Here is a 19,415-nt window from a genome sequence, read left to right as displayed (position 1 = left end):
ACAACGACCAGATATGCTCGGCGTTAAGGCGCGGTTTAGGCGACGTCCTGCGCGGGCGATTCTTCGCGAAAAAGGTTAACCGTGTCTGACGTGAATTCGGAGCGTTTCCGCTTTTCTCGAATCACTGAAACGCTCTATCTCTTTTGTTTTCACGCAATTCCGGACGCAAAACCGCTGCACACTTTTGCTGGAATTGCTCTAAAATGCCTTGAAGGTCAGCGTCGTCAGCGAGCGGACGATGCCGGGAATATTGGCGATGTTGTCGTTGATGAATTTGCCGATATCCTGGCCTTCCTCGATATAGACCTTCAGCAGCAGATCGTAGTCGCCGCTGGTCGAATAGAGCTCCGAGACCAGTTCGGTCTGGTAGATGGCGTCGGCGACATCATAGGTCTTGCCGGGTGCGCATTGGAGCTGGACGAAGATCGGCTTCATGGAGATTTCCTGCAAAGTTGTTTGGTAGGCATAATGGTCGAAAGCGCCCTGCCGATGCAAGCCGTTCGTCACGCAGCCGGGTTAGTGGTGGCTTCTACGACGATCCAGTCGCGAAAGGCGGCAAGCGGCGCATAATCGGCGCGCTCGGGCGGAAAGGCGAGATAATAACGCTCGCGGCTTTCCATTTCACGGTCGACAGCGGCGACGAGATCGCCGCGCCTGATCTCCTCCTGCATCAGGAATGTCGGCAGCAGGGCGACGCCGAGGCCGGCGATTGCCGCCTGCGCGGCGGTGGCGAACTGGTCGAAGAGCATGCCGTGCACGTTTTCGAAAGAAACGCCGTTGCTGGCGAACCATTGCTCCCAGGCGTCGGGACGTGTCGTCAGATGCAGAAGCGGAACGGCGAGCAGATCCTCCGGTCCTGAGATCGCGTATCGCTTGAGAAAATCCGGACTGCAAGCCGGCACCGTGCGCTCCGACATCAGAAGCGCGAGTTCGGCGCCCGGCCAGTGCGGATGGCCGAAATGGATGGCGGCGTCGATCGAATCGAGGCGGAAATCAAAGGGCGAAAGTCGGGTCACCAGATTGATGGTCACGCCGGCATTGGCGGCGAGAAAGCGTCGCAGGCGCGGCGCCAGCCAACGCGTGCCGAAAGTCGGCAGGATGGCGAGATTAAGCGTGCCGCCATGCGGATTGGCGCGCAGATTCAGCGAGGCGCTCGATATACGCCGCAGCGCCTCGCGAATCTCGCGGGCATATCCGCCGCCGGCAAGCGTCAGCCGCATGGTCTGGCGTTCGCGCCGGAAGAGCTCGACGCCAAGCTGCTCTTCCAGCGCGCTGACCTGGCGGCTGACGGCGCTCTGCGTCAGATCGAGTTCGCGCGCCGCTGCCGTCACGCTGCCGGTACGGGCAACCGCTTCGAAGGCGGCGAGATGCGAAATCGATGGCAGAAAACGTCTGGACGTCAGCATGGTCATTCCGTTTCAGAATGGGCTATTTCCGAAATAGCGATATTTGCGGCTTTGTCGCGTGTGTAAAGAGGTTCATCCTGCAAAAACGGAATGATCCGGAGTTTCTCAATGCCGCAAGCCTTCGTTTCCCCAGACCGCATCCGATCGCTGTTCACCGAGGCGATGTCGCAGATGTACCGGGCGGAGGTGCCGCAATACGGCACGCTGATCGAACTGGTGGCGGATGTGAATGCCGGCTGCCTCGAAAACGATCCCGATCTGCGCGAACGTCTGGCTCAAGCCGGCGAGCTGGAGCGCATCGATGTCGAGCGCCACGGCGCCATCCGGCTCGGTACGGCTGACGAGCTCTTCACCATTCGCCGGCTGTTTGCGGTCATGGGCATGCAGCCGGTCGGCTATTACGATCTTTCGGTCGCCGGTGTGCCGGTTCATTCCACCAGCTTCCGGCCAATCGACGAGGCAGCGCTCAACGTCAACCCGTTCCGCGTCTTCACCTCGCTGCTGCGATTGGAGCTGATCGAGGACGAAGGGCTGCGCCGCGAGGCCGAAGCCATTCTGGCGAAACGGCGGATCTATACGCCGCGCGCCGTCACGCTGATCGAGCGCCACGAGCAGAACGGCGGCCTGACCGATGCAGAGGCGACGGAATTCGTTGCCGAGGCGCTGGAAACCTTCCGCTGGCATGGTGAAGCGACAGTCAGCGCCGAAACCTATAAGCGCCTGCATGATGCCCACCGGCTGATCGCCGACGTCGTCAGCTTCAAAGGGCCGCATATCAACCATCTGACGCCGCGCACGCTCGATATCGACGCGGTCCAGGCGCGCATGCCGGAACGCGGCATCACGCCGAAGGCCGTCATCGAAGGGCCGCCGCGCCGTCATTGCGATATCCTGCTGCGACAGACGAGTTTCAAGGCGCTGGAAGAAATGATCGCCTTTTCCGGTGATGACGGTGCGATTCAAGGGACACATACCGCCCGCTTCGGCGAGATCGAACAGCGCGGCGTGGCGCTGACGGCGAAGGGCCGGACGCTCTACGACCAGCTGCTCGCCTCGGTTCGCGGCGAGGTGCAGGTGGGCGCCAGCGGCACCAAGGCCGGTGCCTACGACGACGAACTCGCCGCACGTTTCAGGGCACTGCCGGACAGCTGGGATGAGTTGCGCAACGAGGATCTGGCCTTCTTCCGCTATGCCGCGACGCCTGCGGGCATTGCCGCTGCGGCCGGCAGCACGCTGCCCGGCGATCCGGAGTCGCTGATTGCCAAGGGTTACCTCGCCTTCACCCCGATCGTCTACGAAGACTTCCTGCCCGTCAGCGCGGCCGGCATCTTCCAGTCGAACCTCGGCACCGACCAGCAGCAGAACTACGCGACCCGCTCGAACCGTGACGCCTTCGAGGCAGCACTTGGCGCTACCGTTCAGGACGAGCTGGCACTTTACGCCGAACGCCAGGCGGCATCGCTGGATTCGGCGCTGGCCGCGCTCGGCCTTGCGGGCCTGCCGTTGAAGACCGTTGCGTGAATGCCAGGTTCAACACTTTCTTTTTTGCATTAGAGTATCCGCGATTTCGCTCCGATCGGACTGAGCCATGCTGAATGATCCGCGCTCCCACGGCCTCTGGGAAAAGACAGCGCCCGAAGCGCCGACGACCTCGCCTCTCGACGGTGCGATGTCGGCCGACGTCGTCATCGTCGGCGGCGGTTACACCGGCCTCTCTTCCGCCCTGCATCTTGCCGAGGCCGGGTCGAAGGTGGTGCTGCTGGAGGCCAAGGAGATCGGCTTCGGCGGCGCCGGGCGCAATGTCGGGCTGATCAATGCCGGCATGTGGGTGATGCCGAACGATCTGCCCAACGTGCTCGGCCCGGTGCATGGCGAACGTCTGCTCGATCTGCTCGGCAATGCGCCGAAGCTCGTCATGGAGCTGATCGACAAACATCAGATTGCCTGCGAACTCGAACGGAACGGCACGCTGCATTGCGCGGTCGGCGCGGACGGGCTGAAGGAAATCGAGGATCGCGCGGCGCAATGGTCCGCCCGCGGCGCAGCCGTGACGCTGCTCGATGCGGCGGAAACGGCAAAACGCATCGGCAGCGATGCCTACACCGGCTCGCTGCTCGACAAACGCGCCGGCACGCTGCAGCCGCTTGCCTATGCGCGCGGCCTTGCCCATGCCGCCGTCAAGGCCGGCGTCGCCATTCACACATCCAGCCCGGTCATCGCGACGGAGCGCAATGGCAGCCGCTGGACCGTGAAGACGGCAAGCGGCGAAGTCAGCGCCGAGTGGATCATCGTCGCAACGGATGCCTACAGCACCGGCCCGTGGGAGCAGGTGCGCAGCGAACAGGTGCATCTGCCCTATTTCAATTTCGCCACCGTGCCGCTGGGCCACAATCTGCGTCAGTCGATCCTGCCAGGGCGGGAAGGCGCATGGGATACCAAGGAAATCCTCTCCTCTTTCCGCATGGACCAGGCCGGCCGGCTCGTTTTCGGCAGTGTCGGGGCGCTGCGCAATACCGGGCTTGCCGTACACAAGGGCTGGGCCAAACGCGCATTGAAGCGGCTTTTCCCTGTGGTCGGCGATGTCGAATTCGAGTGCGAATGGTATGGCCAGATCGGCATGACCGACAATGCGCTGCCGCGCTTCCACAAATTCGCGCCTGGGGTCGTCGGCTTTTCGGGTTACAATGGCCGCGGCATTGCACCCGGCACGGTCTTTGGTCGCACGCTGGCAGAGCATATCCTCGGCCGGCTTCCGGAAGCCGATCTGCCGCTACCGCTGACTGCGCCCACCGAACCAAGCTTCCGTGCACTCAAGGAAATATGGTACGAAGCCGGCGCTCAGGTTGCCCATTTCGCCGATGCCCGCTTCTAAAGCACAATAAGATTGGAAACACGACAATGACCATCGCCGTCCTCGATCTCGCCACCGAAACCGCCAAGCTGCTTGCCGAACTCGGCGTCGATGCCGGCCGCTATCACGGCGGCACGCTTTCCGTCACCTCGCCGGTCACCGGCAAGGAAATCGGCAAACTCAGGGAACATTCCGTTTCCGAGACGAAGGCGGCAATCGAAGCGGCGCACCAGGCCTTCCTCGAATGGCGTGCCGTGCCGGCGCCGAAGCGCGGCGAACTGGTCCGCCTGCTCGGCGAAGAGCTGCGCGCCTCCAAGGCGGCGCTCGGCCGTCTCGTTTCGATCGAGGTTGGCAAGATCACTTCGGAAGGTCTGGGCGAAGTGCAGGAGATGATCGACATCTGCGATTTCGCGGTCGGCCTATCCCGTCAGCTTTACGGCCTGACGATCGCCACCGAACGCTCCGAGCACCGGATGATGGAAAGCTGGCATCCGCTCGGCGTGATCGGCATCATTTCCGCCTTCAATTTCCCCGTTGCCGTCTGGTCGTGGAATGCAGCACTTGCGATGGTCTGCGGCAATTCCACCGTCTGGAAGCCCTCGGAAAAGACCCCGTTGACGGCGCTTGCCGTGCAGGCTCTGTTCGAAAAGGCGCTGAAGCGTTTCGTCGCCGAGGGCGGTACCGCACCGGCCAATCTGTCGACGCTGATCATCGGCGGCCGTGAGGTCGGCGAAGTGCTGGTCGACCATCCGAAGATCCCACTCGTTTCCGCCACGGGCTCGACGGCCATGGGCCGCTCCGTCGGTCCGCGCCTGTCGCAGCGTTTTGCCCGCGCCATTCTTGAGCTCGGCGGTAACAATGCGGCGATCGTCTGCCCGAGCGCCGATCTCGACCTGACGCTGCGTGGCGTCGCCTTCTCCGCGATGGGCACGGCCGGCCAGCGCTGCACGACGCTGCGCCGTCTCTTCGTGCATGACAGCATCTACGACCAGTTGGTGCCGCGCCTGCAGAAGGCCTACGGCTCCGTCACCATCGGCAATCCGCTGGAGACCGGCACGCTTGTAGGACCGTTGATCGACGGCCAGGCTTTTAAGAACATGCAGGCAGCGCTTGGCGAGGCGAAGTCGGCCGGCGGCACGGTGACCGGCGGCGACCGCGTCGAAACCGGCTCGACCGAGGCCTTCTACGTTCGCCCGGCGCTTGTCGAAATGCCCGATCAGACCGGACCGGTCGAGCATGAGACCTTCGCGCCGATCCTCTATGTGATGAAATACAGCGATTTCGACGAAGTGCTGGCGCTGCACAATGCCGTGCCGCAAGGGCTGTCGTCGTCGATCTTCACCAACGACATGCGCGAGGCTGAAACCTTCGTCTCGGCGCGCGGTTCGGATTGCGGCATCGCCAACGTCAATCTCGGGCCATCGGGTGCCGAAATCGGCGGCGCCTTTGGCGGCGAGAAGGAGACTGGCGGCGGCCGCGAATCCGGCTCTGATGCCTGGAAGGCCTATATGCGCCGCTCCACCAATACGATCAATTACGGCAGGACGCTGCCGCTGGCGCAAGGCGTCAAGTTCGACGTCGAATAGGCGGGCTGAAAGAGAGGCGGCGCTCGGGAGTGCCGCCTTTTTGTTCAAATCGAGACTTATTCCCTTGTAATATGAAATATTTAGTCAAGATATTGTGATGTCTTTTCCTGCCAAGCCAAACTTGAAATTGCCAGTCAGGAAAAATATACGCCTCTGATCGCCCTTGGAGAGCTCGGGTGACATCGCTACGGAGGCCATCATGAAAATTGCTCTTAACCGTTTTTCCCTCGCGCTTGCCGCTTCGCTTCTTTCCGCCACCGCGCTTTCAGGCAGCGCCAATGCGCAGGATGAAGGTCTCGTCGTCTACAATGCCCAGCACGAAAGCCTCGGCCGCGAATGGATCGATGCCTTCACCAAGGAGACCGGCATCAAGGTCACCATGCGCCAGGGCAGCGACATGCAGTTCGCCAACCAGATCATCCAGGAAGGCGACGCCTCTCCGGCCGACGTATTCCTGACCGAGAATTCGCCGGCGATGACGCTGGTCGATGGCGCGGGCCTTTTCGCTCCCATCGAAAAGGAAACGCTGGATCAGGTTCCGGATCAGTATCGCCCGGCTGACGGCATGTGGACCGGCATTGCCGCCCGCACCACCGTTTTTGCCTATGACAAGACGAAGCTCACCGAAGACAAGCTGCCGAAGTCGCTGCTCGACCTCCAGGATCCGGCCTGGAAGGGCCGCTGGGGTGCGGCACCTGCCGGCGCCGACTTCCAGGCTATCGTCGCAGCCCTGCTGCAGCTGAAGGGCGAAGATGCCACCAAGGCATGGCTGAAGGGCCTCAAGGACAACGCCACCCCCTACAAGGGCAACAGCGTCGCCATGAAGGCCGTCAATGCGGGCGAAGTCGAAGGCGCGGTCATCTATCACTACTACTGGTTCGGCGATCAGGCGAAAACCGGCGAGAACAGCAAGAATGTCGGCATGCATTACTTCAAGAACCAGGATCCGGGCGCTTTCGTCAGCGTTTCGGGCGGCGGCGTCCTGAAGTCTACCCAGCACATGAAGGAAGCCCAGGCTTTCCTGAAGTTCGTCACCGGTAAGGCAGGCCAGGGAGTTCTCAAGGACGGCACCTCCTATGAATATGCCATCGGCAAGGATGCGCCTTCCAACGACAAGCTCACGCCGCTTGCCGACCTCAACGCGCCGAAGGTCGAAGCTTCGACCCTCGACAGCAAGAAGGTCGTCGAGCTGATGACGGCCGCCGGCCTGATCTAAAGCGTGGCGCGCCACACTTTAGATCTTTGGTTTTCCGCATGTCGTCGTCGCAAAACCGCGGCACACTTTTGCGCGACATGCTTTGACCTTTCTGCCGCAGGCGTCTTCCGGCCAAAACTATTGCATTTGGCTCAAGAAAACCTTAGGGCATGACGACATCCGGCAACCGCCTTTCAAAGGCGGTTGCCTTCCTTTTTCAGCGTGTAAAGGCATCGGCCTTGCTGCAGGACAACAGATTGCTCGCATCCGGCAACCAGGCGCCGGTCGCGCCGAGGGCCACGCGAATGGTTTTGCCGCGCGGACGCATGCCGCACGCTTCGGTGATCCTGCTTGCAACCGTCGTCGCGATCTTCAGTCTCGTGCCGCTCGGCTTCATCGGCTGGGTAACCTACGATGTCGGCTGGGAAACGGTGAAGACCCTGGTCTTCCGGCCACGCGTCGGTGAACTTCTCGTCAATACGGTTCTGCTGGAATCGATCACCATCCCGGTGTCGATCGCACTCGCCGTGACGCTCGCCTGGCTGACCGAGCGGACGGACATTCCTTTCGGCCGGCTCTGGGCCTGGCTGGCGATCGCTCCGCTCGCCGTGCCTGCCTTCGTGCACAGCTATGCCTGGGTCAGCCTCGTTCCCGGCATGCGCGGCCTGCAGAGCGGCGTCTTCGTCTCGGTCATCGCCTACTATCCGTTCCTCTACCTGCCGGTCGCCGCAGCGCTGCGCCGTCTCGATCCGGCTATCGAGGATGCCGCGGCCTCGCTGGGCCTTAATCCCTGGCGCGTCTTCTTCCGCGCCGTGCTGCCGCAGCTCAGGCTCGCCATCTGCGGCGGTTCTCTGCTGATCGCGCTGCATCTGCTTTCGGAGTACGGCCTGTTCGTGATGATCCGGTTCGACACGTTCGCGACGGCGATCGTCGACCAGTTCCAGTCCTCCTACAACAGCCCGGCCTCCAACATGCTCGGCGGCGTGCTCGTCGCCTGCTGTCTTTTTCTGCTCGGCTTCGAGGTGCTGGTGCGCGGCAACGAACGTTATGCCCGCGTCGGCTCCGGCTCGCCACGCCCCACAGACCGCCGCCGGCTGGGCTGGTTCATGGTGCCCGCCGTTTTGCTGCCTGTCATCCTGGCGGTATTGACGCTCGGCGTGCCGCTGGTGACGCTTGGCCGCTGGCTCTATCTCGGCGGCATCGATATCTGGCGCATCGAAGTCGGCAGCGCCTTCCTGCAGACCATCGTGCTTGCCGTTGTCGGCGGCGTGCTGGCGACGATTGCCGCAGCACCGATGGCCTGGCTTTCCGTGCGTGCGCCCGGCCGTTTCCAGCGGGTGCTCGAAGCCTGCCATTATTATGTCGGCTCGCTGCCGGGCGTCGTCGTGGCGCTAGCGTTGGTGACGATCACCGTGCGTCTCGTGTTGCCGCTCTATCAGACCTTCGCAACGCTGCTCGTCGCCTATGTGATGCTTTTCCTGCCGCGCGCCATGGTCGGGCTGCGCGCCAGCATCGCCCAGGCGCCGGTGGAGCTGGAGCGCGCCGCGATGGGCCTCGGCCGCACTCCGGGTCAGGCAGTGCGGCAGATCACCATGCGGCTTGCAGCACCGGGAGCGGCTGCCAGCGTCGCGCTGGCCGCACTCGGCATCACCAATGAACTCACGGCGACACTGATGCTGTCGCCCAACGGCGTCGATACGCTGGCGACGAAATTCTGGTCGCTGACCAGCGAGATCGACTATGTCTCGGCCGCCCCCTACGCCTTCATGATGGTCGTGCTGTCGCTGCCGCTGACCCTGATGCTCTATACCCAATCGAAACGGACCGCCGGCCAATGACGCTGCTTACGATCGAGAACATCAGCAAGCGCTATGGCCCCGTCCAGGCGTTGAAGGATATTTCGCTCGACGTCGCGGCGGGCAGCCGCACGGCGGTCGTCGGCCCGTCCGGTTCGGGCAAGACGACGCTGCTGCGCATCATTGCCGGCTTCGAGCAACCCGATGTCGGCCGGGTGACGCTGGATGGCGACCTGCTCGCGGACGGTCCGGCGACAGTACCGGCACACAAGCGCGGCATCGGCATCGTCTCGCAGGACGGTGCGCTGTTTCCGCATCTGAGCGTTGCCGAGAATATCGGCTTCGGCTTTGAACGAGGCGCACCCGATCGCGAGAAGCGCATCGTCGAGTTGCTCGACATGGTCGAGCTCGACCGCGGCATGCTGGTCCGGCGTCCGCATCAGCTTTCCGGCGGGCAGCAGCAGCGTGTGGCGCTGGCCCGCGCGCTCGGCCGTAAGCCGCGGCTGATGCTGCTCGACGAACCTTTCTCGGCACTCGATACCGGCCTGCGTGAAAACATGCGCAAGGCGGTTGCGCGTGTGCTGCAGGCGGCCGGCATTACCACCATTCTCGTCACCCATGACCAGGAAGAGGCTCTGACCTTTGCGGATCAGGTGGCGGTGCTCAGGGAGGGACGGCTGATCCAGGCCGGGTCGCCGCAATCATTGTATCTGCATCCGCGCGATCGCGAGACGGCGCTGTTCCTCGGCGATGCCGTGCTGCTTCCCGCCATCATCCGAAACGGCCTCGCAGACTGTGCCCTCGGCCGTGTAGCCGTCGAGGGCAGTCGTCAGGGGAAAGCGGAAATCATGCTGCGGCCCGAGCAGATCCGTGTCGTCGCCGATGAAAGCGATCGCGACTATGGCGGGCGTGTCGTCGAGGTGGAATTCGGCGGCGCGGTCTGCACGGTCGCCGTCTCGCTCGACGGCGTGGCGCTGCCGCCGATCCTGATCAAGACCTCGAGCGTCGCGCTTCCAGCGCGGGGAGACCTCGTTCGCCTCGATATCGCCGGCAAGGCGCATGTCTTCGAGAACTGATACCGCGCGACAGCTCTAGACCTAGCCGACCTTGCGTACCAGTTCTTCCGGCTCGATGCCTTCGAGCCAGCCACCGGTAAAGCCGGCGCGCTCGAGCCCGAGGCGGATGACCGGCGATTGCCGCATCAGTTTCCAGATGAAATCCGAACGGTCGTTCTCGATGGTCATGACGACAAGCCCCTGGTCGATGCCGACGGTGCGGTCGTCCACCCAGCCTTCCGGCCGCTTGGTCTTGACCGTCGGGTTGAAGCCGCCGGGGAAGCCGCCTTCCAAGAGCAGGTTCGGATAGGTGGTCAGAAGCGCCTTGGTGCCGTCGAGAGCCGCCTGCCGGTCGTAGGGCAGGCAGGCAAGTGCAGCCCAGGGTGCGATCGTGCCGTCATCGGGGCCGAGCGGTGCGCCGCGGGCGGCATAACCCAGAACCTTCGGCTGGCGGCCGCCGCGCATGCGCCGTGTCGGCGGCGGGCCGTCACAGGCGGAGAAACCCCAGATATTCCTGTTATAGCCGACGAACTGGCCGGGATTGCGCTCGGCATAGTCACGCTGGACGTTGATCATCACCTGCGTATTGCGGAAATAGTCCCAGTTCCGCTCGGCCATCGGCTTGTCCTGAATGGTGCGGAAATCGATCCAGGCATGCGAGAAGAGGTGGATGAACAGCGGCCCCGCATAGAGATAGGACTGCTCGCCATGCAGCATCCAGGAATAGCTTGACGTAAAGGCGTCGTAGCTCGATTGCGGGATCGGGTGCGTCGGCGAGGCGAGCGCCAGCGTATAGAGGATGATCGCCTCGTCGAAGCCGTGATAGCGCCAGCGCAGGAAGCCGGAAGAGGGCTTCCAACCCATGGCAATAGTGTCGCCCTTGTTCAGCGCCCAGCGCCAGTCGACGCGTTCGTAGATGAAGGTGGCGAGTTCGCGGATTTCGGTTTCCGTCTCGTCGTCTTCGCGATTGAAATATTGCGCGGCCGTGAGGATGCCGGCGACAAGCAGCGCCGTGTCGATGGTCGAAAGCTCGCTGTTCCAGGCGCGATGGCCGGTATCCATGTGCAGGAAATGATAGAAGAAGCCGCGGTGGCCGGTGGCGTGGCGTTCCTCGCCCTGGCGCGCCTCGGCGAAGAACCGCAGCGTATTGACCGTGCGTTCGGCTGCCTCCTCGCGGCTGATCCATAAACGCTCGACACCAACAGGATAGGAGGAAAGCGCAAAGCCGACGGCTGCGATGCTGCACGGGACCCCGCCGATCGAGGTATCCGCCACAAGGCCGTTTTCGGGATTGGTATATTTCAGGAAGTACTTGAATGCCGAATGCTGCAGCCTGTCGACGAGCGCTGCATCAATGTCTTCAATCCGTTGCAGCATAGGCTCCTACCCAACTGTTGCATCGCCCCATGCTTCAACATGGGGGCCGTCCCCGGGCAAATCAAACCTTTTTGATTCGCAAGGATAAGAGAACACAAAAGGGTGGAATCGGTCGTTAATAATTATCGGTAAAATAATATCTAGCAGAAGTCATATAAGCGGTGCAGCAAAAAAGACGGTCCGCGCGCCACCGGCGCGGGTTATTTTCCCGCAATACTTGTTTTTCTGATGCTTTGGAGAGTGGTTTTTTCGCGTTCAGGCGGCTTCATCGACCCGCACCAGATGGCCTGCCGTCACTTCCCGGTATCGGCGTGGCGGCGCGACGTAGCCGACCGGGCGGACAGGGCTCTTGAGCTCGTCGGTTCCGAGGTTGCGCTTGATGCCGCGCCGTGAGGGGTCGGGAACCGGCACAGCTGCCATCAGCTTCTTCGTGTAGGCGTGCTGCGGGTTGCTGAACAGTTCCGCGCGCGGGCCGATCTCGACGACTTCGCCGAGATACATCACCGCGACACGGTGGCTGACGCGCTCGACCACCGCCATATCGTGAGAAATGAATAGGAAGGCGAGGTTGAGGCTTTGCTGCAGGTCCATCAGCAGATTGCAGACCTGCGCCTTGATCGAGACATCGAGGGCCGAAACGCTTTCGTCGGCGACGATCACCTTCGGATCGAGTGCGAGCGCGCGGGCGATGCAGATGCGCTGGCGCTGACCGCCGGAGAATTCGTGCGGATAGCGTTTCATCATGTCGGATTTCAGCCCGACGCGTTCGAGAAGATCGGCCGCCTTGTCGCGAGCCTGGGCGCCAGTGCCGAGGCCGTGCTCCGTAATCGGTTCGGCGACGGCGGCGCCGACGGTCATGCGCGGGTTGAGGCTGGCGAAGGGATCCTGAAAGATCATCTGGATGCTGCGGCGCATCCGTCTGAGACTGACTGCGTCAAGGCTCAGCACGTCATAACCGTCGAGGCTGACACTGCCGCCGTTCGGCTGGACGAGGCGGGTGATCGAGCGGCCGGTGGTCGATTTGCCGCAGCCGGATTCGCCGACGAGCGACAGCGTCTCGCCCTGGAAGAGATCGAAGGAGACGTCCTCGACCGCATGGATCGCGCCCGTCTTGCGGCCAAGCAGCCCGCCGCGGATATCGAAACGGGTAACGAGGTTCTTGACTTCGAGGATCGGCGTCCGGCGGCGGTCGACGGTATCGGCCACCTCGACCGGCTCGCGCCGTTCACCAGTCGTGGTATCGACGACGGGGAAACGCAGCGGCCATTTCCGGTCGGCCATCGAGCCGAGGCGTGGCACGGCCGAGAGCAAAGCGCGGGTATAGGGATGCCTGCCGCGATGGAAGATGTCGTCGGTCGTGCCGGTTTCCACCGCTTCGCCGCGATACATGACGATGGTGCGGTCGGCGATTTCGGCGACGACGCCCATGTCGTGAGTGATGAAGAGCACGGACATGCCCTCTTCTTCCTGCAGCATCTTGATCAGGTCGAGGATCTGGCCCTGGATCGTCACGTCGAGCGCCGTCGTCGGCTCATCGGCGATCAGCAATTTCGGCCGGCTGGCGAGCGCCATGGCGATCATCACGCGCTGACGCATGCCGCCTGAGAACTGGTGCGGATATTCGTCGAAGCGCGAGGCGGCGTTGGGAATGCGGACCTTTTCCAGCAGGCGCACGGTCTCGGCCCGCGCCTCGGCCTTGCCGATCTCGCCGTGGCAGGTGAGCGCTTCGGAGATCTGGCGGCCGATGGTGAAGATCGGGTTGAGGGATGTCATCGGCTCCTGGAAGATCATGGCGGCGTCGTTGCCGCGCACCCGGCGCATCTCCCTTTCCGAAAGGCTGAGAACATCCTTGCCGTTCAAGGTGATGGCGCCATCGATGCGGCTCGATCCCTTGGCGAGCAATCGCATGATCGAGAGGGAGGTGACGCTCTTGCCCGAGCCGCTTTCGCCGACGATTGCAACCGTCTCGCCAGGCAGGACGTCGAAGGAGACGTCACGCACCACCCGCTTCCAGTCGCCATCGACGAGGAAGGAGGTCGTCAGGTTCCGGACGGAGAGAACCGGAGAGGCGGGGGCCGAAGAAACATCACTCATGCCATTCCCTTAGTTTTATCTGCTTCACGTCTTCAAAGGCGTGGTGAAGGAGGCGGAAGGCCTGCCTTCAGCGATGCGGGCCGCTTCCAGCGCCGCGATCTTTTCATCGATCTCGCGCCTGTCGGTCATGCCGTTCGGATTTTGCCGCGTCGCCATCGTCTCGGCGACATGCAGGTAGCGTTCACCCGCCACCGCATGGAGGCGGACAAGTTCGGCGAGCGGATCGGGATGATCGTCGGCGCGGATACTCAGCCAGGGATAATCCTGATCGCGGTGGATGACGAGGGCGGCGGACTGCCTGCCGCGCTTGTCACCACCGGCATCTTCGCCTGCCTGCATCGCCAACAGCAGGCGTTCGGCCAGCGGCTTGTCCATTGCCTTGTTGTAGGTGGCAAGCGTCTCAGTGATGACGTCGGGACCAGCGAGCATGTTGCCGGCGACCGAGACGTTTTCGTCGATCAGGTGCCCTGCCCAGTCGATGCATGCTGCGCCGGTGAAGGTGGCGTTGCGCCCCTTCGCGTCAATGAGGTGCAACTGCCGCTGATTGCGGCCGGCGTCACGCGCGGTCAGCTCGGCGATGATCTCCTCCGGTGCCCTGCCGGCGGCAAGCAGCGACAGGCCGTCGACGCCGTAAAGCGGGCTGACGAAGGCCTGGGTGGCGACGGCGCCGATGCCGCCGCGAATATGCGGCACAAGGGCGCCGACGGCGAAGAAGCGGCTGGCGACGGCGATGCCGAGATGACCGGTCAAGGGATCACGGGCGACGATGGACCAGGTCATGACTATCTCCCGATCGCGTAGGCCTGCATCAGGCGCGGGGTGGCTGCGGCGCGCAACAGCCCGTCGGCATCGCGTCTCGCGGCGGTCAGCCGGCCGATCGTCCAGGGATCGGCGACCGTCAGCTTGTGGCCCTTGCGGCGCAGGGCATCAAGGACATCGGGGCCGAAATTCGCTTCCGCCATCAGGCTGCCGGGCTCGCGGGTGCGCGGATAGAAGGAGCCCGGAAAATGCGAGGTATGGAACAGCGGCTGGTCGATCGCCGCCTGCAGGTTCAGCTTGTGATTGATATAACGCAGGAAGAAGGAGAGCTGCCATTGTTCCTGCTGGTCGCCGCCCGGTGTGCCGAAGGCAAGCGTCGGGCGGCCCTCATAGAGGCCGAGCGAAGGCGTCAGTGTCGTGCGCGGCCGTTTGCCCGGCGCAAGCGACGTCGGCAGGCCTGGTTTCAGCCAGAACATCTGCGCGCGGGAATTGAGGCAGAAGCCGAGGCCGGGCACCGTGGGCGAGGATTGCAGCCAGCCGCCTGATGGGGTGACGGAGACCATGTTGCCGTCGCGGTCGATGACGTCGATATGCACGGTGTCGCCGCGCTTTTCGGAAAGATGCGCCATGGTCGGCTCGTAGACGGCGCCGGTCTTCGAATCCGCGCCGAGCATCTTCATCGTCAGATCATGCTGCGCTTCGAAGCCAGGCACGATGCCGGGGCGAAGATCAAAGGAGGCGTCCGCGCCGACCAGCTTTCGGCGCTCGGCGGCATAGGTCTCCGACAGCAGATGCGCGATGGGAATCTCCGAAAAATTCGGATCGCCGTAATAGATTTCGCGGTCGGCGAAGGCGAGCTTCATCGCTTCGACGACGGTATGGACGAAATCGGCGCCAGCGGGATCCATCGCGGCGAGATCGAAGCCTTTGAGGATCGACAGGGTCTGCAGGAAGACCGGGCCCTGGCCCCAGGGGCCGATCTTGGCGATCGTCCAGCCATGATAATCATAGGTCAGCGGCTCCTCGATCGTCGCCGCCCAGTTGGCCATGTCGTTGGCGGTCAAAACGCCCTTGTGGCGGTTGCCGCTTGCATCCATCACCTCTGCGGTCTTGAGATAATCGTCGATCTTCTCGGCGACGAAGCCGCGATAGAAGGCGTCGCGGGCCGCCTGCACCTGCGCTTCTCGGCCGCTTTTCACTTCCGCCTCGGCGATGACGCGCTTCCAGGTTTCGGCAAGCACCGGATTGCTGAAATTCGCATGCGCTTGGGGGGCGCTGCCGCCTGGCAGCCATGTCTCGTAGGAGGTCGGCCATTCCTTCTCGAAGAAGGCGGCGAGCCCCTTAATGGTGGCGGAGACGCGCGGCAGCATCGGATGGCCGTGCTCGGCGTAATAGATCGCCGGTTCCAGCACATCGCGCACGCTCATCGAGCCATAGTCGCGCAGCATCAGCATCCAGCCATCGAAGGAGCCGGGGATGACGGTCGCAAGCAGCCCGTCGCCGGGGATCAGGCTCAGGCCTTCCGACGTATAGTGTTCGATCGTCGCGCCGGCGGGGGCGGGGCCCTGCGCGCAGATGACCTCGACCTTGTCCTTTTTCTTCGAATAGATCACCGCCGGCATATCGCCGCCCGGACCGCAAAGATGCGGCTCGACGATCTGCAGCACGAAGCCCGTCGCCACTGCCGCGTCGAAGGCATTGCCGCCCTTTTCGAGAATGCTCATGCCGACGGCCGAGGCGATCCAGTGCGTCGAGGTGACGACACCGAAGGTGCCGAGGATCTCGGGACGGGTCGTGAATGCGGTCATGTCAAATGTCCTTTCGAGAAATCATGCTTCGCGCGGATCAAGTGCATCGCGCAGGCCGTCGCCTAGGAGATTGAAACCGATGACGACGAGGAAGATTGCGGCACCCGGCCACATCGCCATCCATGGCGCCTGGGAGAGGAAATTCTTGGCGACGTTCAGCATCGAGCCCCAGCTCGGCGCCGGCGGCTGCTGGCCGAGGCCGAGAAAGGAGAGGCTCGCCTCGGCGATGATCGCAGTGGCGATCGTCAGCGTCGCCTGGACGAGGATCGGTGCAAAGACGTTCGGCAGGATATACCGGGTGATGATGCTTGAGGACCGGAGGCCGATCGAGCGGGCGCCCTCGACATATTCCTCGGTCTTGACCGAGAGCACCTGGCCGCGCGTCAGCCGCACGAAGACCGGCATGGCCGAAAGACCGATCGCGATCATCGCATTGGTCAGGCTCGGGCCGAGAAAGGCTGCAAGCGCGATGGCGGTGATCAGGAAAGGCATGGCCAGAAAGGCTTCGGTGATGCGGGAGATCACCATGTCGATCCAGCCGCCGAAATAACCGGAGATCAGGCCGAAGGGCACGCCGATGACGACGGCGATCGCGACCGAAAAGACGCCGGCCATCAGCGAGGCCTGCGCACCCCAGATCATCCGGGAAAGAATGTCGCGGCCGATGTCGTCGGTGCCGAGCCAATGGGCGGCGGAGGGCGCCTTGCGGATCGCCGACCAGCTTGTGGCGTTCGGATCGGGAATCGGAAGGAGGGGGGCGGCAATGGCGAGAATGGCGAAGAAGGCGATGATCGCAAGGCCGACGAGGGCGCCCTTGTTGGCCTTCAGCTTGCGCCAGGCGCGGCTCGGCGTGCGGTCGATCGCAGAGGGAATGACGGTCTCTCCGATCGCGGTCATAGGGCGGCCCTCATGCGTGGATTAAGCAGGACATAGAGAATATCGGCCAAGAGGTTCATCAGGATGAAGCCGATCGCCGTGCAAATCACCACACCCTGGACGACGGCGTAGTCACGGTTGAAGACGGCGTCGACGATGAGCTTTCCGAAACCCGGAATGGTGAAGATCTGCTCGGTTAGCACGGCACCGGCAAGCAGTTCGCCGAAGAGCAAGGCAGTCAGCGTCACGATCGGCAGCATCGCGTTGCGGAAGCCGTGTTCGAGCACGACCGAGCTTTCAGCAAGCCCCTTGGCGCGGGCGGTGCGGATGTAATCGGTGCTGAGGACGCTCAGCATCGCCGAGCGTGTATGCCGCATCAGGGTCGCTGCCAGCGCATTGCCGAGCACGAAGGAGGGCATCAGCATGGTCTCCAGCGAACGCAACGGGTTGCTGAAGAATGGTTCGTAGCCGGATGCCGGCAGCCAGCCGAGATTGACCGAAACCAGTAGGATCAGCATGATGCCGAGCCAGAAATTCGGGATCGACAGGCCGGTCAGCGCGATGATGTTGGCGAGATAGTCGATCATCGTGTTCTTCTTGACGGCCGCCAGGATGCCCATCGGCACGCCGATGACAAAGGCGAAGATCATCGACATGATGGCAAGCTGGATGGTGACCGGCAGCTTTTCGCCGATGAGATGCAGAACCGGCTGGTTGGTGCGCAGCGAGATGCCGAGGTCGCCCTGCAGTGCCGCACCCAGCCAGCGGACATATTGATAAGGCACGGGATCGTTCAACCGGTATTTCTCGCGCAGGAATTCGAGAACCTGCGGGTCGCGTTCCTCACCTGCCATGGCAAGGATCGGGTCGCCGGGCAGCAGCTTCTGCAGCGAGAAGACGAAGACCGAAATGATCAAAAGCGTCGGTATGGCGACCAAGAGCCGTTTGGCGATGTAGGTGTACATGGGCGATCCTGACACGACTGGGATCATGCGGCGGAGGATTTCCGCCGCGTGATTTGCTGGATCAAAAAGTAGAGCATGATGCCGTCCGAAAACCGCTCACACTTTTCGGCATCATGCTCTAGGGATCAGCCGGCTTTCTTGACGCCGACGAGGCGGATCATGCCATCCGGCGAGGGAACGAAGCCGGTGATGTTCTTGTGCAGCGCCCAGATCCAGGACTGATGGCCGAGATAGATGATCGGCAGATCATCGTTGAGGATGACGGCGGCGGCATCGTATTTCTGCTTGCGCACGGCGTCGTCGGTCGACGCACGGGCTTCGTTCAGCAGCTTGTCCACCTCGGGATTGCAGTATTTCGTGTCGTTGATGCCGCCCTTACAGGTGATGAACTGATGGATGTTGCCATCGGGATCGACGCGGCCGGACCAGTCGGAACGGCTGAGCTGATAGTTGCCAGCCGTCTGTTCGCTCAGCAGCGTGGCGAACTCCGTCGATTTCAGGCTGACGTCAAAGCCGGCTTCGCCGACCATCGACTGGATGATCTGCATCATCTGCATGGCAACGGGATTGTTCGGGATCTGCAGCTCGATCGGCACGCGGTCGAAACCGGCTTCCTTGATCAGCGCCTTGGCCTTGTCGAGATCGCGGGCGGGCACGGGAATATCCTTGTCGAACCACGGGCTGCTCGGCGGGAAGGGCTGGTTGCCGGCAACCGCCGTACCCTCATAGACGATCTGGTTGACGGCATCGCGGTCGATCGCCAGCGAGAAGGCCTGGCGCAGGCGCTTGTCCTTGCCGAACGGATTGTCGGCGCGCGCACCATTGCCGATATTGGTGTAGAGCGCCATGTAGCCGGTGCCGACGGCGTCGGCATAGACGAGGCTCGAATCGGACTTCACGGCTTCAGCATCGGTCGCGGCCAGACGCTCGATCATGTCGAGATCGCCGGAACGCAGATTGGCGAGGCGCACCGTCGTATCCGGGATCGGCAGATAGGTGAGCTTGTCGATGAAGATCTTGTCCTTGTTCCAGTAGTCCTGGAACTTTTCGAGCACGATGCGGTCCTGCTGGACACGCTCGACGAACTTGAACGGACCGGCGCAGACCGGGTGATCGCCGAACTTGGCGCCGAGTTCCTTGGCGGCCTTCGGCGAGACGATCATGCCGGCGCGGTCGGAAAGCTGGGCAAGAAGGGTGACGTCGGGCGCCTTTAGAGTGAACTTGACCTCGTATTCGCTTGTCGCCTCGACTTTTGCGACCGAGGTCAGTTCGCTCTTACGGCGTGATTCCGGCAGGGTGATGTTGCGCTCGATGGTGGCGACGACGGCTTCGGCGTTGAACGGAGTCTCGTCATGGAACTTGACGCCCTGGCGCAGTTTCATGGTGAGCTCTTTGCCATCGGCCGACCAGCTCCATTCGGTGGCAAGCTGCGGCACAATCTTCAGATCCGGTGAGACGTCGACCAGCTTGTCGCACATCGCGGTATAGACGATGCGGCCGACGAAGGTGCGCGACTGCGCGGGATCGAGCACGTCGGCATCGTCCTGCAGGCCGATCTTCAGGTCGACGGCGAAGGCAGGAAGTGCAAACAGTGCGCCGGCAACGGCGGTGGTCAGCAATTTGGCGATCTTCATTCCATTCTCCTCT

15 protein-coding genes are annotated in these 19,415 nt (G+C 62.8%); 6 read left to right on the top strand and 9 right to left on the bottom strand.

The genetic code is table 11. The features are described 5' to 3' along the window. Nucleotides 1–198: 198 nt before the first annotated feature. Both HX898_RS13775 and HX898_RS13770 read right to left on the bottom strand, forming a co-directional pair. Entirely contained in the window at nt 199–435 is a 237-nt protein-coding gene (locus HX898_RS13775; RefSeq protein WP_003543721.1) for an Lrp/AsnC ligand binding domain-containing protein, read from the bottom strand. Nucleotides 436–503: 68 nt separating this feature from the next. Next, nucleotides 504–1,412: a LysR family transcriptional regulator gene (locus HX898_RS13770; RefSeq protein WP_180194891.1), complete on the bottom strand. Its 909-nt coding sequence runs from the start codon at nt 1,410–1,412 to the stop codon at nt 504–506. Nucleotides 1,413–1,496: 84 nt separating this feature from the next. On the opposite strand from HX898_RS13770, the gene HX898_RS13765 reads away from it, so the two are divergent. From HX898_RS13765 to HX898_RS13740, 6 genes are all read left to right on the top strand, one after another. Continuing rightward, on the top strand, nt 1,497–2,927 hold the full coding sequence (locus HX898_RS13765) for a VOC family protein (RefSeq protein WP_180194890.1): 1,431 nt from the start codon (nt 1,497–1,499) through the stop codon (nt 2,925–2,927). Between the two features lie 67 nt (nt 2,928–2,994). Continuing rightward, nucleotides 2,995–4,278: an FAD-binding oxidoreductase gene (locus HX898_RS13760; RefSeq protein WP_138331875.1), complete on the top strand. Its 1,284-nt coding sequence runs from the start codon at nt 2,995–2,997 to the stop codon at nt 4,276–4,278. Between the two features lie 26 nt (nt 4,279–4,304). Further along, nucleotides 4,305–5,843, top strand: coding sequence for an aldehyde dehydrogenase family protein (locus tag HX898_RS13755; RefSeq protein ID WP_171600236.1), 1,539 nt, complete (start codon nt 4,305–4,307; stop codon nt 5,841–5,843). Between the two features lie 199 nt (nt 5,844–6,042). Then, a complete protein-coding gene (locus HX898_RS13750; protein WP_138331873.1) occupies nt 6,043–7,059 on the top strand; it encodes an iron ABC transporter substrate-binding protein in 1,017 nt (338 codons plus the stop codon). Between the two features lie 149 nt (nt 7,060–7,208). Then, entirely contained in the window at nt 7,209–8,876 is a 1,668-nt protein-coding gene (locus tag HX898_RS13745) for an iron ABC transporter permease (RefSeq protein ID WP_138331872.1), read from the top strand. Beyond that, nucleotides 8,873–9,910, top strand: a complete 1,038-nt coding sequence (locus HX898_RS13740) for an ABC transporter ATP-binding protein (RefSeq protein ID WP_180194889.1) — start codon at nt 8,873–8,875, stop codon at nt 9,908–9,910. The genes HX898_RS13745 and HX898_RS13740 overlap by 4 nt, the downstream gene beginning before the upstream one ends. Before the next feature lie 21 nt (nt 9,911–9,931). Here the strand turns inward: HX898_RS13740 and HX898_RS13735 are convergent, their stop codons facing one another. From HX898_RS13735 to HX898_RS13705, 7 genes are all read right to left on the bottom strand, one after another. Further along, complete coding sequence (locus HX898_RS13735; RefSeq protein WP_180194888.1) at nt 9,932–11,266, bottom strand: glucoamylase family protein; 1,335 nt, start codon at nt 11,264–11,266, stop codon at nt 9,932–9,934. 255 nt (nt 11,267–11,521) lie between these two features. Further along, on the bottom strand, nt 11,522–13,360 hold the full coding sequence (locus HX898_RS13730; RefSeq protein WP_180194887.1) for an ABC transporter ATP-binding protein: 1,839 nt from the start codon (nt 13,358–13,360) through the stop codon (nt 11,522–11,524). A gap of 24 nt (nt 13,361–13,384) precedes the next feature. Further along, on the bottom strand, nt 13,385–14,140 hold the full coding sequence (locus tag HX898_RS13725; protein ID WP_180194886.1) for a DUF1028 domain-containing protein: 756 nt from the start codon (nt 14,138–14,140) through the stop codon (nt 13,385–13,387). A gap of 2 nt (nt 14,141–14,142) precedes the next feature. After that, a complete protein-coding gene (locus HX898_RS13720) occupies nt 14,143–15,927 on the bottom strand; it encodes a gamma-glutamyltransferase family protein (protein ID WP_180194885.1) in 1,785 nt (594 codons plus the stop codon). A gap of 21 nt (nt 15,928–15,948) precedes the next feature. Beyond that, nucleotides 15,949–16,824 carry an ABC transporter permease gene (locus HX898_RS13715; RefSeq protein ID WP_138389418.1) on the bottom strand — a complete coding sequence of 292 codons (876 nt, stop codon included), beginning with the start codon at nt 16,822–16,824 and terminating at the stop codon, nt 15,949–15,951. Further along, the gene (locus HX898_RS13710) at nt 16,821–17,768 is read right to left on the bottom strand and encodes an ABC transporter permease (protein WP_171600231.1); all 948 of its coding nucleotides are present in this window, start codon (nt 17,766–17,768) and stop codon (nt 16,821–16,823) included. The genes HX898_RS13715 and HX898_RS13710 overlap by 4 nt, the downstream gene beginning before the upstream one ends. 125 nt (nt 17,769–17,893) lie before the next feature. Further along, a complete protein-coding gene (locus tag HX898_RS13705; protein ID WP_171600230.1) occupies nt 17,894–19,402 on the bottom strand; it encodes an ABC transporter substrate-binding protein in 1,509 nt (502 codons plus the stop codon). Between the last annotated feature and the right edge of the window lie 13 nt (nt 19,403–19,415).

This window comes from Rhizobium sp. WYCCWR 11128 (assembly GCF_013416305.1).
Lineage (GTDB): Bacteria > Pseudomonadota > Alphaproteobacteria > Rhizobiales > Rhizobiaceae > Rhizobium > Rhizobium indicum.
This window is presented reverse-complemented; position numbering and strand designations above follow the sequence as displayed.

Coding starts and splice junctions, on each gene's coding strand:
- HX898_RS13710 (WP_171600231.1), bottom strand. CDS start 17,768: ATGTACACCTACATCGCCAAACGGCTCTTGGTCGCCATACCGACGCTT.
- HX898_RS13735 (WP_180194888.1), bottom strand. CDS start 11,266: ATGCTGCAACGGATTGAAGACATTGATGCAGCGCTCGTCGACAGGCTG.
- HX898_RS13725 (WP_180194886.1), bottom strand. CDS start 14,140: ATGACCTGGTCCATCGTCGCCCGTGATCCCTTGACCGGTCATCTCGGC.
- HX898_RS13760 (WP_138331875.1), top strand. CDS start 2,995: ATGCTGAATGATCCGCGCTCCCACGGCCTCTGGGAAAAGACAGCGCCC.
- HX898_RS13765 (WP_180194890.1), top strand. CDS start 1,497: ATGATCCGGAGTTTCTCAATGCCGCAAGCCTTCGTTTCCCCAGACCGC.
- HX898_RS13720 (WP_180194885.1), bottom strand. CDS start 15,927: ATGACCGCATTCACGACCCGTCCCGAGATCCTCGGCACCTTCGGTGTC.
- HX898_RS13750 (WP_138331873.1), top strand. CDS start 6,043: ATGAAAATTGCTCTTAACCGTTTTTCCCTCGCGCTTGCCGCTTCGCTT.
- HX898_RS13745 (WP_138331872.1), top strand. CDS start 7,209: ATGACGACATCCGGCAACCGCCTTTCAAAGGCGGTTGCCTTCCTTTTT.
- HX898_RS13775 (WP_003543721.1), bottom strand. CDS start 435: ATGAAGCCGATCTTCGTCCAGCTCCAATGCGCACCCGGCAAGACCTAT.
- HX898_RS13730 (WP_180194887.1), bottom strand. CDS start 13,360: ATGAGTGATGTTTCTTCGGCCCCCGCCTCTCCGGTTCTCTCCGTCCGG.
- HX898_RS13715 (WP_138389418.1), bottom strand. CDS start 16,824: ATGACCGCGATCGGAGAGACCGTCATTCCCTCTGCGATCGACCGCACG.
- HX898_RS13705 (WP_171600230.1), bottom strand. CDS start 19,402: ATGAAGATCGCCAAATTGCTGACCACCGCCGTTGCCGGCGCACTGTTT.
- HX898_RS13740 (WP_180194889.1), top strand. CDS start 8,873: ATGACGCTGCTTACGATCGAGAACATCAGCAAGCGCTATGGCCCCGTC.
- HX898_RS13770 (WP_180194891.1), bottom strand. CDS start 1,412: ATGACCATGCTGACGTCCAGACGTTTTCTGCCATCGATTTCGCATCTC.
- HX898_RS13755 (WP_171600236.1), top strand. CDS start 4,305: ATGACCATCGCCGTCCTCGATCTCGCCACCGAAACCGCCAAGCTGCTT.